At 69.7% G+C, this 15,107-nt stretch carries 18 protein-coding genes; 1 reads left to right on the forward strand and 17 read right to left on the reverse strand.

All coding sequences use genetic code 11. The features are described from left to right. Together DEFCA_RS0106740 and DEFCA_RS0106745 are read right to left on the reverse strand one after the other, a co-directional pair. Entirely contained in the window at nucleotides 1–1,518 is a 1,518-nt protein-coding gene (locus tag DEFCA_RS0106740) for a phage portal protein (RefSeq protein WP_169709482.1), read from the reverse strand. Then, complete coding sequence (locus DEFCA_RS0106745) at nucleotides 1,515–1,760, reverse strand: hypothetical protein (RefSeq protein WP_025322269.1); 246 nt, start codon at nucleotides 1,758–1,760, stop codon at nucleotides 1,515–1,517. Before DEFCA_RS0106745 ends, DEFCA_RS0106740 begins: the two co-directional genes overlap by 4 nt. Before the next feature lie 381 nt (nucleotides 1,761–2,141). Between DEFCA_RS0106745 and DEFCA_RS21430 the strand changes: the two genes are divergently transcribed. After that, nucleotides 2,142–2,999 carry a DUF3800 domain-containing protein gene (locus DEFCA_RS21430; protein ID WP_084318889.1) on the forward strand — a complete coding sequence of 286 codons (858 nt, stop codon included), beginning with the start codon at nucleotides 2,142–2,144 and terminating at the stop codon, nucleotides 2,997–2,999. Nucleotides 3,000–3,115: 116 nt separating this feature from the next. On the opposite strand, the gene DEFCA_RS0106750 is transcribed toward DEFCA_RS21430, so the two are convergent. The 15 genes from DEFCA_RS0106750 to DEFCA_RS0106825 form a co-directional block, all read right to left on the reverse strand. Next, nucleotides 3,116–3,388 (reverse strand): hypothetical protein, encoded by a 273-nt coding sequence (locus tag DEFCA_RS0106750; RefSeq protein ID WP_025322270.1) that lies wholly within the window; start codon nucleotides 3,386–3,388, stop codon nucleotides 3,116–3,118. A 4-nt stretch (nucleotides 3,389–3,392) separates the two neighbouring features. After that, entirely contained in the window at nucleotides 3,393–3,683 is a 291-nt protein-coding gene (locus DEFCA_RS0106755) for a hypothetical protein (protein WP_025322271.1), read from the reverse strand. Beyond that, nucleotides 3,677–5,584 (reverse strand): terminase gpA endonuclease subunit, encoded by a 1,908-nt coding sequence (locus DEFCA_RS0106760; protein ID WP_025322272.1) that lies wholly within the window; start codon nucleotides 5,582–5,584, stop codon nucleotides 3,677–3,679. The genes DEFCA_RS0106755 and DEFCA_RS0106760 overlap by 7 nt, the downstream gene beginning before the upstream one ends. Further along, nucleotides 5,577–6,365, reverse strand: a complete 789-nt coding sequence (locus DEFCA_RS0106765) for a hypothetical protein (protein ID WP_025322273.1) — start codon at nucleotides 6,363–6,365, stop codon at nucleotides 5,577–5,579. The genes DEFCA_RS0106760 and DEFCA_RS0106765 overlap by 8 nt, the downstream gene beginning before the upstream one ends. Further along, entirely contained in the window at nucleotides 6,362–9,085 is a 2,724-nt protein-coding gene (locus DEFCA_RS20435; RefSeq protein WP_025322274.1) for a phage/plasmid primase, P4 family, read from the reverse strand. Before DEFCA_RS20435 ends, DEFCA_RS0106765 begins: the two co-directional genes overlap by 4 nt. Continuing rightward, complete coding sequence (locus tag DEFCA_RS0106775) at nucleotides 9,086–9,322, reverse strand: hypothetical protein (protein ID WP_025322275.1); 237 nt, start codon at nucleotides 9,320–9,322, stop codon at nucleotides 9,086–9,088. It abuts the gene before it with no gap. A gap of 133 nt (nucleotides 9,323–9,455) precedes the next feature. After that, nucleotides 9,456–9,881: a hypothetical protein gene (locus tag DEFCA_RS0106780; protein ID WP_025322276.1), complete on the reverse strand. Its 426-nt coding sequence runs from the start codon at nucleotides 9,879–9,881 to the stop codon at nucleotides 9,456–9,458. Then, complete coding sequence (locus tag DEFCA_RS0106785; RefSeq protein WP_169709483.1) at nucleotides 9,878–10,366, reverse strand: hypothetical protein; 489 nt, start codon at nucleotides 10,364–10,366, stop codon at nucleotides 9,878–9,880. Before DEFCA_RS0106785 ends, DEFCA_RS0106780 begins: the two co-directional genes overlap by 4 nt. Nucleotides 10,367–10,380: 14 nt before the next feature. Then, a complete protein-coding gene (locus DEFCA_RS0106790; RefSeq protein ID WP_169709484.1) occupies nucleotides 10,381–10,518 on the reverse strand; it encodes a hypothetical protein in 138 nt (45 codons plus the stop codon). A 56-nt stretch (nucleotides 10,519–10,574) separates the two neighbouring features. Beyond that, nucleotides 10,575–10,922 (reverse strand): hypothetical protein, encoded by a 348-nt coding sequence (locus DEFCA_RS0106795; RefSeq protein WP_025322279.1) that lies wholly within the window; start codon nucleotides 10,920–10,922, stop codon nucleotides 10,575–10,577. Between the two features lie 623 nt (nucleotides 10,923–11,545). Then, a complete protein-coding gene (locus DEFCA_RS0106805) occupies nucleotides 11,546–12,058 on the reverse strand; it encodes a hypothetical protein (RefSeq protein WP_025322280.1) in 513 nt (170 codons plus the stop codon). Further along, nucleotides 12,055–12,642 carry a hypothetical protein gene (locus DEFCA_RS0106810; RefSeq protein WP_025322281.1) on the reverse strand — a complete coding sequence of 196 codons (588 nt, stop codon included), beginning with the start codon at nucleotides 12,640–12,642 and terminating at the stop codon, nucleotides 12,055–12,057. The genes DEFCA_RS0106805 and DEFCA_RS0106810 overlap by 4 nt, the downstream gene beginning before the upstream one ends. A gap of 272 nt (nucleotides 12,643–12,914) precedes the next feature. Next, nucleotides 12,915–13,670, reverse strand: a complete 756-nt coding sequence (locus DEFCA_RS0106815) for a hypothetical protein (protein WP_025322282.1) — start codon at nucleotides 13,668–13,670, stop codon at nucleotides 12,915–12,917. Next, nucleotides 13,667–14,011 (reverse strand): hypothetical protein, encoded by a 345-nt coding sequence (locus DEFCA_RS0106820; protein WP_025322283.1) that lies wholly within the window; start codon nucleotides 14,009–14,011, stop codon nucleotides 13,667–13,669. Before DEFCA_RS0106820 ends, DEFCA_RS0106815 begins: the two co-directional genes overlap by 4 nt. 10 nt (nucleotides 14,012–14,021) lie before the next feature. After that, entirely contained in the window at nucleotides 14,022–15,107 is a 1,086-nt protein-coding gene (locus DEFCA_RS0106825; RefSeq protein ID WP_025322284.1) for a beta clamp domain-containing protein, read from the reverse strand.

The raw sequence follows: 15,107 nt of genomic DNA on the forward strand, positions 1-15,107 counted from the left end.
TCACTCTCCGATCAGCGCGGCGGTCACGGCCTCGTCGTCCCCGTCGAGCAGCGCCTGGGTCACGCGCTCCTCGCTCGCGCCCAGGGCCGCGGGGTTCTGCTGCAGGGCCGTCGACCCCGTGCCCAGGTCCAGCTCGATGCCGGCCTCCTCGGCCATGCGCCGGGCCTCGGCGATCTGCGCGTACACCTCTTCGAGGTCCCAGCCCCGGCGGGCCACGATCTGCTGGGGCGCGATCAGCCCGGCCCGCAGGGCCTCCACGTCGGCCTTGATCTCCCTGAGCGGATCGATGGGCTCCTGGCCCGGCGGCATCCACTCCACCCGGCGGTAGGCCCAGGGATTGCGCCAGTACCCGGGCAGGTCGAGCCGGCCGCTCAACACTGCCCACTCCAGGAACGCGTGGAACAGGGGCTGGCAGAACTGCCGCACGTGGCGGGTGATCACGGGCCGGAGCTGCTTGGTAAGGTCCGAGCGGCTCACCCGCAGGCTCGAGTAGTTGTGCTCGCTGTAGTCGGCGGCCAGCAGGTCGTAGCTGGTGCCGATGGTGGCGGCCACGGTGCGCAGCACGAACTTGACGAACAGCCCGAACGACTCGGCCGGCCGGTTGTAGCTGGCGAACTCCACCTTCTCGCCGGGCCGCAGCAGCTCCACCAGGCCGCCCTCCACCTCCTGCACAACCCGCTCAGACCCGTCGGCCGCGGTCTCGCGCTGGGCGCCCGGGAAGATCGACCCCGGGTCCAGCGAGTACACGAACGCGACCCACCGGCTGGCCAGTTGCGCCGCGCCCACCTCGTTCTCGATCACGTCGCGGAGCGCGTGGGTCAGCAGCACGGCCGGTGCGAACGGGCTCACTCCCAACACCTGGCCGGGCCGCAACGTCTGGAACCCGTGGAGCACCCGGTCAGCCGGCACCCGCACCGGCTGCTGCACCAGCCCCTGGGGGTCGGCCATGTGGTACGCCACCCGCCGGCCCGTATCTGGGTCGATCTCCACCCCGCTCACCACCCGGTTCCGGCCCTGGGGCCGGGCCATCGAATCGGTGAGCCAGTCCACCTCGTAGGCCTGCACGGCCAGGGGCAGATACCGGCCCGGCTCGCGCACCACCCGCAGCACGTAGAGGAACGCGCCGCTCTCCAGCTCGGTGCGCTTGGCCAGCCGCATGTGCTCGTGCAGGTGGTTCACGCCGGAGATGTCGGCCTCGTCGCACCACCACTTCCAGGCGTCCTCGATGCGCCGGTTCACCTGGCGCATCAGGTTCCCGTCGGGGTCGCGCACCCGGGCCTGCAGGGTGAGGCCCTCGCCCACGCCGAAGTCGATCAGGTTGTTCACGGCCCGGGCGAAGTAGGGGAAGTCGCGCACGAGCTGGCGCACCCGCGCGCGGATGATGGGGGCCGACTGGCCGATCAGCTCGTTCACGTCCACGTCGATCGGCTGCCAGTCGCCGGTGAGGCGGGTCGTCTTGGCCGCGGCGTACCGCCGGCCCTGGGCCATCAGTCGCCCGAGCTTGGCCCACCCGCTCACCACGTCCCCCCCGAGCCGACCTTCAGGCTCACCCGGCGCGGCGCCGTGCCGGCCTCCTCGGCCGCCAGCCGATCCACCAGAGCCAGCAGCTCGCCGAGCTCCTGCACCGTGCGGCACTGCACCTCCTTGCCGTCGGGCAGGCGGTACCGGGCCACCGTGAGGTCGCGGTTCACCAGGTCGTTCCGCAACCGGTCACGCACATCGGACCACGAGCTGAACGTCAGGGTCTGAACCTCGGCCATGCACACCTCCCATGGGCTGGGCAGCCTGGCGGCTGGGCGGCCAGGCGGCACAACATCTTGTGGTGTGCGTTTAGTCTACGGGCCGATCTTGGGGGTGAAGGCGATTGAAAGGAATTGAAAGGCGGGTGAAAGCTGTTGAAAGGATTTTTGGGGTTGACAGGTGGAAGACTCGTTGGCTATCCCTGGCTCCATGGGAAATGTGGGAAAACCTGGGAAAGGACGTCAAGACCTCTTGACATTCGGGATCCCATGGTCGATATATATGGTACCTACTGCAGCACACACGTTTGCGCCGCACCGACCGGCAGACCCCGGTACGGGCGGCACGTCCTACGGCCACCTCGGTGGCCGTAGTTGCTTTTTGGGCTCAGGGGAGCGGCCATGCATATCTGCTATGTGGACGAATCCGGAGACCTTTCCTCCCTGCCTGCCGTCGCTCATCATGACAGGCCGTGTAATCTTCAGCCCCTGCTGGTGATTGTTGGCCTCATCTTGTCGCTGGATCGCCTGCGCACCATTACAGAGCACTTCATCCACCTGAAGCGTGACTTTTTCCCTGGCAGGCACGAGAACCTTGACCACTTTCTGGATTCGAACTTGGTGGAGGTCAAAGGCAGATATCTTCGGAAGGCGGCAGCGTCAAACAGCCGACGCGAATGGCGTCACGCGGTTGGATTTATCGACAAACTTTTTGATTTATTGGAGCAATGTGAAGCAAAAATCGTAGGTCACATATGGGTCAAATGGCCAGGCGCTGAATTCGATGGCCGATCAACGTATACAAGCGCGATTCAGGGTATATGCAGATCTTTCGACTCCTTCCTGGCAGAATATCGTGATCTCGGGATAATGGTGCTCGACAGCAGGGACCACAACAAAGACAGGATTGTCTCACATTCCATTTTCACCCAAAAGTTCAAGAGCACTGGCGATTCGTATCCGCATATTGCAGAGATGCCTCTCTTCGGCCGGAGCAACAACCATGCCGGCATCCAAATCGCTGACCTCATCGCCTCGGCGGTGGTGTGGCCGCTGGCAATCCACGCCTATTGTGACGGGCACATCAACAACGTTCACATACGCCCCAATTACTCCAGACTCCGGGAACGATTCGGTCCCAGGCTAAAGCAGCTTCAATATACGTACAGGGATCCAGAGGGCCGGCCTCGGTACGCCCTTCGCATCTCGGGTGATCTCAGAGGGCAACGCCGCACAGCGCTGTATGAACCACCGGCGTGATCCGAGGCATTTACCCTTCGCTCCCCGTTCGCTTCCGCATGCTTCGCCTTGGCATGCCCCCAATCAATGCTGGCGATTTCGCCCGGACCTTATCCGTATGATCAATCCTCCAGGAATCAACTCGACCTCATCAGCTCGATCAGCGGATCGAGCACCTTGATCTGATCCTCCAGCTCCTCGATCCGCTCGCGCAGGGCTCGCTCCCGGGTCTCCACCCTCCGGATCATGTGCTCCAGCCCCAGCACGCCCCACTGGGCCAGGGCGTCGTGCATGACGGCGCAGCCCAGGCACATGGGATCATGGTCGTCATCGGCGCAGGTGCAGAACAGTCGGCGCCATCGGGCATACAGCTCGGCCCGCCGGCGCATCACCTCGGCGTGGCTGGTCATGGGCTCAGCCCCCCGTCCCGGTCCGGGCACGGCGGCGGCGCTTGGGTTGGCCGACCAGGGCGGCCAGCTCCGAGTGGAAGTGGGCCTCGATCTCGTCCACCGTGGCGCCCAGGGCCACCAGCTCGGCCCACTGGTCGATGAGCTTGCGGCTCGACACCAGCTCGCCCCCCAGCTTGCGGGCCGGGAACCCCTGGGTCTGCCGCCGGCGCCACAGGGTGGCCTCGCTGATGCCGCCGGCGTACTGGCAGATGGCCTTCGTTCCGATCAGGATCCCATTGTCACGAGGGTTCACCATAGCTTCTGCCTCCGGGTCAGGGGTGGAGGTTTGGGTTTCTCGGCGGTCTCCTCGGGCTTGCGCCAGTGCCGCACCCCCAGGATCTCGGCCGCGGCCAGGCACAGCACGCCGCAGTCCCACAGGTGGTTCGGCCGGCTGCCGCGCGGCTGCCAGATGCCGGCCTCGTCTCGGTACTCGGCCGTGTAGTGCCGGGCGTAGTCCTCGGCGGTCTCGGCGTGCAGCAGCCACGCGCCCGGGTCGGCCGGGGCCACCTGCAACCGGGCCGACAGGGCGTCCTTGAAGTATGTGGTGTTCACCCGCACGAGCTGCACCCCGCCCGGAATCGGCTTGGTGCTGCCTGGGTAGGTGTCGATCTTGCTGTAGGCGATGGGCGTGCGCATCCGCTGCTCGCCCCGGCTGGGCCGCACCACGCGCACGCGGCGGCACCAGTCGTACACCTCGGCCGTGCGGTGACCGCCCGAGTCCTGCAGCCCGAGCTGGACCGTCAGCTCCTGGCCCTCGGGGTCCCGGTACCGGTCGTGCAACACCACCCGCTCCAGGTCCTCCCACGCCGTCACGAACCCGTACCGCACCAGCCACGAGGTCAGCGTGACGGCGGCGAACGCCCGGATCTCGTACCAGAACCCATCGTCCTGGGTGTCGATGCCCACCACCAGGGCCGCGGCCTCGGCCGGCACCAGGCCGGCGGGCCGGTCGTCGCGCAGGGCCAGAATGGCCGACTCGGCCCGCTCGGCCGGTGGCTCCTCGACCCAGGGCAGGGCCGGGTAGTTGTTGGTCCAGGCCTTGAGCTTCTCGCGCCGGGCCGCCGGATCGGGCTCGTGGTGGGCCTTGAGGAACTCGGCCACGGCCTTGGCCAGCGGCACGAACTTGCTGCACCAGGCCGGCAGGTGAAACCCCACGCTGATGGGCTCCCGGGCCGGTCTGGCCGGAGGCTGGGGGAAGGGATCGTCCAGCAGCTCGCGCCGCTCCAGGTCCAGGTACCGCTTGTCCACGGCCTGCCACCGGCCGGCGTCCACGGCCCGGTCGCGGTCGGCGTCGTCCCACTGGCTGCCGCACCCGGCGCACTCGTACACGGCCAGGCGCTCGGCCAGGATCCGCTCTGGGTCGCGCTCGGCCTCGGGCCACCGGATGCGCGGCCACACCATGCGCTGCTCGGCGCCGCACTCGGGGCACCGCACCAGGTACACGCGCACCTCCTGGCACCCCACCAGCTTCGACCAGATCCCCTCGGGCAGCACCGGCGAGCTCACGAGGGTGAGCTTCGACTCCCTGGGGTACGTCCGGAGCCGCACGTCGAAGAGGGCCTCGGGGTCGCCGCCCCGGTCGCCCGACGAGGTGGGCCAGTCGTCCACCTCGTCGCCCACGCCGTAGCAGGCCGGGAACGTCTTGAGGAGCTGGGGGCTCGTGCTCCATGCCGTGTACAGGCGCATCCCGTTGGCCAGCCGGATCCGGTAGGCCGTGAGGTCGTCGGGGTCGGGCGGGAACAGCGCCCGCAGCCGCGGGGTCTCGCGCATGATCGGCAGGATGTAGTCCTTGCTGATCTTCTTGGCGCCGTCCTGCCCGCTCATCACGATGAGCGCCGGCAGCCCCTTGGGCCGGTCCATGTCGCGGAACAGCGGCACATACGCGCTCAAGGTCTTGCCGGTCTGCGGCGCGGCGCAGAACACCGTGCGCCGCACGTGGGGCTCGTCGCGGGTATCCATTACTCCGCGCAGGTACGGGGTGCGGCTCAGGCGGAACGGCCCGGGCATCGAGGTCACGCTGGCCGGCAGCCGCAGGTACTTCTCGGCCCACACCGAGCTCTTGATCTTCTCGGGCCGCCGGAACACCCGGCGCTCGGCCGGGTAGAACCGGAACCGCACCTCGCGCACGAGTTCGAGTTGGCGTGCGGCTTCACCCATGCCTGACGTCCTCCTCGTGGGGCAGGTCCGGTCCCGCGATCACCGCAACGAACTCCTTGTCGTCGCTGTACTGGTCGAACCACTCCTCCCCCGCCTCCAGCAGGTAGGCCACCAGGTCGGGGGCCCGCTCGGGGTTGCCCTCCACCAGCTTGACCATCTGGTCGGCCTCGGCTCGCACGAAGTCCTCGAAGCCCGACCGCAGAACCACGGCCCGGGCCGCCAGGGCCGTCTCCACCTCGGAGCGCTTCACGTAGTAGCCGCGCTCGATCTTCGTGCGCAGCTCCCAGTGCCGTGCCTGGGCCTCGGTCTTCTCTTTCTCGGCCCGGAGCTTGGCCCGCTGCAGGGCCTCGAGCTCGTCCTTGGGCTTGCCACCGCCGTCGAGCCGCTTCAGGAACGTGCGGGCGTAGCGGTCCACGGCCCGCTTGGTGTATGTGCCGTCCTCCTCCTGCCGGATCCGGCCCTCGCGGCGGTGCTGGTACAGGGCAGACTTGCCGATCTTCCACCCCTCGCGCTGCAGGTACTCGAGCACCCGCAGCAGGTTCGGGAACCGCTCCTCGTCCGAATCCGCCTCGTCCGACTCCGCCGCCGGAGCCGGAGCCTTGGCCAGCCGGGCCCGGGCCTCCTCCAGCGCACGCGTGGCCTCGTTGAACGCCCGCACGTTCGCGGCCGACGGCTCGGCCATCATGGCCTGCTTGGCGGCCTCCTTCACCCGCAGCAGCGCCGCCAGGTCGGTCGAGGCCGACTTCTCCAGCAGCTCCTGGAGCTTCGCCTGGTCGGTCATGGCTCGCCCTCCGCGAGCCCCACCCCCTCATACGTCGTCTTCCCCCCCACGGCGCTCTTGCCCCGGCGGAAGCCCAGGGCGGTCATGGCCCGGCCGAACTTGGCCTGGCTCATCACGGCCTCGGCGCCCTCGGCCCACCGCTCGTACGCGTGGTACAGATCCGAGGCATAGCACCACAGCCCCTCCCCGGTAACGCAGCACTCGCTCAGGAACCGGCCGATCACGTCCTCGCGGCTCGCGTACTCGCGGGTGGCCGCCTCCACCGTGCGGGGGGGCCGCAGGCCGCCCGTGCGGTACTCCACCGCGCCTTGAATCGCCCACCACAGGATCCCGGGGGCCTCCTCCCGGAGCTTGTGCCGCAGCCGGGGGTCCCGCCGGTCCTCGGGGATCACCACCGTCCAGGGGATCCGCTTCACCCGCCGCCAGATCCCGCCGTCGCGGCCGCGGATCTGGGGCAGGTGGTTCACGGCCAGGTGCAGGGTGTGCGAGGGCCGGAACTCGAACGGCTGCTGGTGTAGGTACCGGGCCGTGATCACGTCGTCTCCGGTGAGCTGCTTGATCAGCCCCTCGGCCAGCCGCACCCCCTCGTCCGGCTCGGCCGCCACGGCCAGGCGCGCGCCGTGCAGCCGGGCCAGCTCGGGCGTGGGCCCCACGCTCACCCGCTCCTGGTGCAGCAGCGCGGCCACCGGCACCGTGCACGCGTAGTCGCCGAGGATCTCCTGGAAGATGCCGAGGAACGTGCTCTTGCCGTTCGCGCCGTCGCCGTGGTGGATGGGCAGGATGTGCTCGTCCACCGAGCCGAACAGGGTGCAGCCCATCAGCCGCTGGATGAACTCGATCAGGTCCTCGTCCACGTCGAACCACGTGGCCAGGCACTCGGTCCACAGCGGGGTGGGGCACCTGGGGTCCGGGGCCACCCCGGTCACCTTGGAGCACCGCGCGGCCCGGTCGTGGGGCCTCAGCTCGCCCGTGGTCAGGTCCACCAGCCCGGCCGGGGTGTTCAGCAGGTCGGGGTCGGGGTCGAACTCCTGGGGCTCCACCGGGCGGTGGTGCTGGGCCAGCCGAATCATCTCGCGGATGCGCCGGCCGTCCTCCGACTTCTGGGCCCATGCCAGCAGCTCGGTGCGGTGGCCGTTGGGCGCGCGCTGGGCCTCGTGCCACAGCGCGTCGATGGTCTGGTCGGCCTTCCGGTACACCAACCCCCGCCAGTCCTGGAGCCACCGCCGGCCGTCCCACACGTACCATCGGCCGATCCGCTCGCAGTACAGCAGGTCCTCCCCGGCCACCCGCACCAGCCGCAGGGCGTTCCCCCGGTCGGTGCACCGCTCGGCCGGGTCGGTGTCGGGGTCGGGCGGGCCCGACGCGCCCCCGCGCACCCGCCGGCCCGCGTCGCCCATGGCCCGGCGGAATGCCCGGGTGCCGATGCCCAGGGCCTCCCGGGCCTCCTGGGCCATCAGCTCGCGCACGGCCGGCGCGGCCAACTCCCACAGGGGCTTGAGCTCGCGCTCCAGCACCGCCGGCAGGGCCTGGGCCTCCAGCCCCTGCTCGGCGATTCGCTCGCACAGCGTCCGCCACACCCCGGGCGCGGCCTCCACCGCCTCGGCCAGCCACCGGGCCCCGCTCGTGCGCTCGCCGAACGCCCCCCCGGCCGGCTCGCGCGCCACCCGGTCGGGGTCCCACTTGCCGCCGGCGTCCTCGGGCGGCAGGGTCACCACCCGCAGGGGCAGCCCGGCCTCCAGCGCGTGGGCCAGGGCCTGGCCCAGCCGGAACCGGCCGTCGCCGTCGGGCACCAGCACCGCGTCCGTGGCCCCGGCCCGCTTGAGCAGCGCGGCTTGCTCGGCCGTAAGGGTCGAGCCCTGCACCGCCACGGCCGGAAGCCCCTCGATCTGCAGCGCCAGGGCGTCGGCCGGGCCCTCCACCACCACCGCCCGGCCCGTGCGCCGCACCAGCCCCGCGCACTCGGCCAGGCCGTAGAGCTCCCTGCCCTTGTGGTACACCGGCGTTTCCGGCGTGTTCCAGTACTTGGCCTTGGCGCGGCCCGTCACGTCGCGGCCGGCGAACCCCACCACCCGGCCGTCGAGCCGGCGCTGGGGGAACACCACCCGGCCCCGCATCCGGGGGTACTCGCGGCCGTCCTCGGCCAGGGCCGTGATGCCGGCCGTCACCCGGTCGGCCTGGCTCACCCCCTGCTCGTGGAGCCACCGCACCAGCCCGTACCCGGTGGGCGCGTAGCCCAGGCCGTGGCTCGCCACGGCCGGCCCCAGGCCCCGCCGGGCCAGGTACCACCGGGCCGCGGCAGCCTCCTGGTGATTGTTCTGCAGCGCCCGCCGGTAGTAGGCGTCGGCCAGATCCAGCGCCCGCAGCAGCCGCTCGGCAGCGGCCCGGGCCTCGGCCCGCTCGGCCGCCGCCTCGGGGCTCTGGCGCCGCTCCTCGTAGGCGATGCCGTAGCGCCGGGCCAGCTCCCGGGCGGCCTCCAGCGGCTCCAGCCCCTGGGTCTGGGCCACCCAGTCCACCGCAGAGCCGTGCGCCCCGCACCCGAAGCAGTGGTAGCGCCACTCGCCGTGCTTCTGGAACAGCGTGAACGAGGGGTCCTTGTCCTCGTGGAACGGGCACCGTCCGGCCCATTCCCCACCGCGCGGCCGCAGATCCGGCACCCGCTCGGCCACCAGGGCCGGCAGGTCGGCCGCCTCGCGCACCGCCTGGAACAGATCGGCCGGCACTCAGCCCCCCTCCGTGGTCCTCATGCCCCTCAGTTGCCGGGCCAGCGCGTCCATGGCCTCGCGCACCCCGGGCCGGCCGTCGGCCCGGCCGGCTCTGAGCGCCAGCGACGCCGCCACCCCCAGGGCCACGTCCCACCCCCGGGCCAGCTCGCCGTCCTGGTCGGGGTACCAGATGCGGCCCAAGTGGTGCCAGATCTCCTGGATCTCCCGCTCCATCGCCTCGATCCGCTCCTGCACCCCTGCCTCCTTTCCGGACTGCCGTGAATCGTGAATCGTGAATCGTCCGTCACCGATCACCGATCACCCGTCACGGCCTTCCCCACCCGTCACGGCCCTCCCCACCCGTCACCGAAGTTCCCCCAATCACACGTCACCGATCACCCGTCACTGAACTCACAGCCAGCCTCTCGATCATGTGTGCCGCGTGGTGTAGGGCCAGCATCGCCTTCTGATTCCCGTTGGCCGCTTCCGCCTCTTTCGCGCACCGAAGCAGCGCCACCGCCGTCCGGATCGCATCGTCCCAGCCCGATGCCCGGGACTGGGTCTCCGGGTGCACCCGCGAGGCCACGCCCTGGATCTCAAGCCCCTCCACCCGCTCGTCCATCGAGGTCACCGCGACCTCCAACTCCACGAGCCGCACGTGGAGCCGGTCCATCACGGTGTGCAGCTCCCGGATCTCCTGCCGCATCGCGTCCACCTCCTCCCTGCTCACCCGCACCTCCCCGTGCGCCGGCCGCCCGCCCCGGGGCGGCGCCTTGCACGCCAGGCACCCCGACACCCACGCAATCCCGATCATGTTCTGCGCTCCTTCCCGGCGGCCGTCTGGTAGTGCGCGGTCAGGGCCGGGCACTCGCCGTTGTAACGGCATGCCTCGCATACCGTGTCCACCGCCACGTCCTGCCCGGCATTGGGCCCCTCGCACCGGATCCGGACCACCGGCTCCGCGGCCACCGGGCCCACCGGGTGCATGTAGCCCGACGTGTACACGTACGGCTCCCACCCCTCGCCGTGCTGAACCAGGTCGAGGATCTCCGCCCGGGCCCGCATGGCCACCCGCAGGGCCACCGTGGCCACGTCCAGGGCCTCCTCCTCCACCCTCCGCCGGATCGGCTCGCGGGCCCGGATCTCGTCCAGGAGCTCCGCCGTCTCCTCCATCAGCAGCCCGTACCCCTCGTGGAAGCTGGCGCAGCACCCGAACTTCATCTCCAGGGCGATCACCCGCTCCCGCAGCTTGTCGAGGTATGCATCCAGGCTCCGCTCCAGGCAGGTCCGAAGATCCATCCGGTCTCCGTCCATCACGCCGTCTCCCTCCGCGGCAGGTCCCGCAGCGTCCACAGCTCCCCCAACTTCTCCTTGTACTCCTTGGCGATCTCGGACCCGTGGCGCAGGCAGTACACCCCGCCCGGCACGCTCCGACCCATAGGGTCATGCAATCTCACCTCCGCCTCGGCCCGGCACCTCGTCCCCTCACCCCAGTACCGGCATCGCATCACGCCACCTCCTCGAACAGGCTCAGTTGCTCCCGGTCCGGCACGAGCCGCAGCAGTTCCTCGATCGCGCGGCGCGCATCCGGGCTCATCTCTCGCCAGGTCGGGCGCAATGCATCCTCTAGCTCGCGCCGAACCGCGGCCCGGGCCGCCCTCAGCGCCGCGTCCCGCGACGGGTAGGCCGGGTCCCTCTCATGGGCCGGCCTGATCCGGCCCCCGGCGCCTACCCCACAGCCGCCGAACGATACGTGATACCCGTACCGCCACCCGTCCCCATACCTGACTAGCTCCACCACGATGTACCGCCGGGGGAACTCGTCGGCGATGAGCACCCGCTCGGCGCGGCTCACTTGCTCAGGTATTTCGTGAAGTACAGCCATGCGATCCATCCGAAGAGCGCCAACAACCCAAGGAACCCGACCGTCCGGCAGATCAGCTCAATCGATCGCGCATCCATCCCTCACCTCCTCCCCCGGTTGATCCGCCGCGACCGTGCGGCGATCTTCCGCAATCGCTTCTTCTTTGCCTTGGGGACGGGCTTCTTGCTGGTATAGCCCAGCCGACGTTTGACACTGCCTTTCCGCCATACCGTCCTCGGTATGCGAAACATCCACAGCGGGGGCATCGCTACCATCACACCACCTCCTCCAAAGGTCCCGGGTTGATCGTGGGCCCAACCCGGGAAAGCCACTGCCCTGCCTTGCCTCGCCCCGCCACGCCATGCCTCGCCTGGCCAAGCCCTGCCTCGCCATGCCTCGCCTTGCCTGGCCAAGCCGCGCTCGATTGGTCCCTGGTTGATCGTGGGCCCAACCAGGGAAAGCCACTGCCCTGCCTTGACACGCCTCGCCTCGCCTGGCCCTGCCACGCCTGGCCATGCCCGGCCAAGCCGCGCCCCGCCATGCCATGCCAATCCCGGCCATGCCATGCCCAACCAGACCTTGCCCAGCCATGCCGCGCCCTGGTTAGCGTTTGGCTACTCGCCTTCGTCGTCCAGATTCTGCAGCCCAGGCAGGGCCTTCGGGGTGGTGTTCGTCACCGTTATGGTGAGCCCCAAGAGCTTCTTGGCCCGAGTCGGTGAGTTCGCGAGCAGCGTGTGGCCGAAGCGCAGCATCTTCGAGTCGAGCAGCCGCGCATCCTCTTCGTCCAGCTCCTCGCGGCTGACCGTGAGCAAAGTGAGGATGCCGTTGATCATGGCATTGCGTGCTCTGGCCTCGAGCTGGTCGGTCACCACGCGGACCCGCTCCTCGTCGGTGGCGATCTTGTAGCCACCGGCCCGGTATGGCCTGTAGATGACGATGTTGTGCTTCCTGAGCAGTACCTTCTTGGCCGCCAGCATGGAGAAGGTGAACTCATCGGTGCCCGCGGGTAGCTCCAGCATCTCGGAGAGCTCGTCGTCCGAGTAGAACCTGCCTGGGCTCTCGGCGGAGTCGCGGAGAACCGCCTCGACGACCTCCTTCCATGTGGGGTGCTTCTTCAAGCCGGTCATTGGGCCCACTCGATCACTTCGAACCGCCCGTACTTCGGGCGGTACTCCCCGATGCCGACGTAGAGCCCGGCCTCCATGAGGGCGTTGTGGACCACGGACACGTCGATGACGTCGGAGAAGATCTGCAGCTCGAACGTAGCCCTCCACTCCGGGAACATCGGGCGCGTGCGCAGCGTGCGGTTGCGCTGCACCATGACCATCATCCTCGACACGAACCGCTGGTCCGCGTACAACGCGTCCGGATCCCTAGGCCCGTCGTATTCGAGCGGCGCATCGGCCATGCAGATCACCCCTGCGGTTACGGCCTTGCCCAGCCGGTTGCGCTTGGCCCCGTCGCGGATCGCCCCCTCGATCCATGTGGACGGGATGTATGGGCCCTTCTGTTCGTCCCAGTACAGGCCGCCCAGGTACTCCAGCCGCATGATCTCGGCGATGTCGCTGTCCGTCTTCTTCCGCTTTGCCGTGTACCCCTTGATCTTCTTGACCAGCGGGTCCAGAGGGTTACTCAGGCGAGCGTTGTGCATGAGCAGCGGTATGCCCTGGAACCCCTTGATCGTCGCCAGTACTGTCGTTGCTCGTGACATGATGTGTCCTCCTGTTGTGTTGAAGTTCAGCCACCCGGCAGCAGTGCTCGGCCAGGCTCAGCGGCATGGGGTCGAGCGGCGTGCCGAACTCCACCCGCCTCTCGCACCCCCTCTCCCACAGCCCCGTGGTCATCCAGCACGGCCGATCGGGGTGGCGGCACCGCACCGCCATCCCCGGCCCCCACCCCAGATACCCGCACCCCCCACACCCCGGCCCCGTGCGCCGGCGTCCGGAGTCGGGGTCGCGGTTGGGCCAGGTCATGGGGTGCCGCTCACGCGCCCTGGTACACGTGCCAGCCGTCGCCCAGGCCGGTGCGCAGGTCCTGGATGCAGCGCTGGAGGAACCGGTCCACGGCGCCGTCGCGGTCGAGGTGGATCAGGCGGAACCGCGGCACACCGTCGGCCACGCCGGCCACCAGGCGGAACCGGTGGGGCTCCTCGTACTCGCGGGTGCCGATGCGCAGCGTGATGGTGATGTACTTGGGCAGGTCCACCGGGCGGTCCTTGACGTCCCTGGCCTGCACCCCGCGGGCGGCCTTGATCTCGATCCGCGTGGACGCGCCCGTGTCGCGGGTGACGAGGTCCTTGCCCTCCACGGCGTGCACCACCGAGAGCACCGCCCGGATCGCGTCCTCGTCCTCGATCTTGCCGGTGTGGCGGTCGAGGTAGAGCAGCAGATCCTCGTGGGAGAGGGGTCGTTCGGGGGGCAGGTCGGCATCGAAAAAGGGCACGGTGACGATGTCGCGGCGGTGAGCCGATGTCTCGTCCATGTGCGCGCAGATCCCCCTCGGCGACACGATGACGGTGGCGGCCTCAGGTTTGGCCCATTCCCTCAGGTACTCCACCAGCGCGGCCACGGTGCCGAAGGCGTGGGTCATGTCGGGAGCGTCGAGGGGCTTCACCTCGCAGTACTTGCCGGTCTCCGGCTGAAACAAGTAGGTGCGGCCGCATGTCTCGACCACGGTGGGCCGGGTGGCGGCGGTGGCCTGCTGGAACAGATACTCGAGTCCTTGCTTGAGCCAGCTCATTGGGTCTCCTCCTTCTCTGCGGGGAACGGCTCGACGTTGTCGGCGAAGGGCAGGGACTCCTGCCGGTCGCGGTACTGCAGCAGCTTGCCCCGGTCGTCGATCACGCCCAGGGTGCGCACGGCCACGCGCTTGGCGAGCTTTGTGTTGCCCGAGACGACGATGTCCACGGCGTTGTCGCGCTCGTGCGGCGTGATCTGAATGGTGAGGGTGATGGTGCGGGTGGCGGTGCGCACCTTGGCCTCGTCCTCGATGTCGCGCAGCACCTCCTGGACGGATGCCTCGAAGATGGCCTGCAACTCACCGTCGCCCACGGTTTCCAGAGTCAGCGCTTCGAAGTTCATGGTCTCCTCCTTATTCCAGCCTCACCGGCATGATGATCTCGCCCCACCCGGGCAGGGCGTCCGTGCGCAGCAGGATCGGGGCCAGGGGGTCCTGGATGGTGAGCGTGATCTCCACGTCCCCGGCCGCCTCGCACGCCTGAACGGCGTACTTGGCGTTCCAGCCCCACTCGATCTCGTCGTCGCCGCTGTGCGAGCACCCCACCGAGGCCGTGGCCGAGCCCGGCGCGGCCAGCCCCGGGCCGGATGTGATGACCAGCTCGCCCGAGCCGGGCACCGACCGCAGCCGCACCAGGGCCACGTCGGCCGGCGCGAACGGCAGCACCTGCCGGGTCCGCTCCAGCAGCTCGGCCGCCGACACCCGCAAGGTGTGCACCGTCCGCGGGGCCACTGACGACACGTCCGGGAACACCCCGTCCCGTTGCCGCAGCACCCAGCGCCATGCGGCCGTCTCGTCGGCGTGGACGATGAGCACCCGGTCGTCGTCCGCGGCGATCTGGCCCTCACCAGGGGGCAGGGCCGGCAGCAGGTGCTCGGCCTCCAGCAGCACCTCCCTGGGCCAGTGGGGGCACTCGGCCCGGCTCCACGCGGCCCGGTGGCTGTCGGTGACCTCGGCCAGCACGCCCCCGTCCACCGGCACAAGGTGCACGCACCGCAGCACCGGCCGCGTGATGTCGCGGCTCACCGCGTGCCGCACCCGCTCCACCGCCAGCCGCAGGGCGGCCAGGTTCGTATCGCGCGGCAGGGCCACCTGTGGGGGGTCCGGCACCAGGCCCTCTCCCAGGTTTCCAAGGCACGCCTGGTACCTGTGGCCGGTCACCTCAAGCAGCGAGCCGTTTTGCCGCAGCTCCACGGCCTCGGGCTCGCTGCGCACCGCCGCCAGCAGGGCCCGGGCCGACACCGTCACCGCGCCCTGCACCGGTCCCGCGCCGTCGAGCCGGGCCTCCACGTGGGTGCGCGTGTCCGACGCGCGCACCCACAGCGCGCCGGCCTCCACCCGCAGCTCCACCGGGTCGTGGTCCTGCGGATACCCCTCCGCCACGGGCATGATGGCCTTGAGCACCCGCACCAACCGCCGAGCTTCAACCCTGATCTGCAT

Source organism: Deferrisoma camini S3R1, assembly GCF_000526155.1.
GTDB lineage: Bacteria > Desulfobacterota > Deferrisomatia > Deferrisomatales > Deferrisomataceae > Deferrisoma > Deferrisoma camini.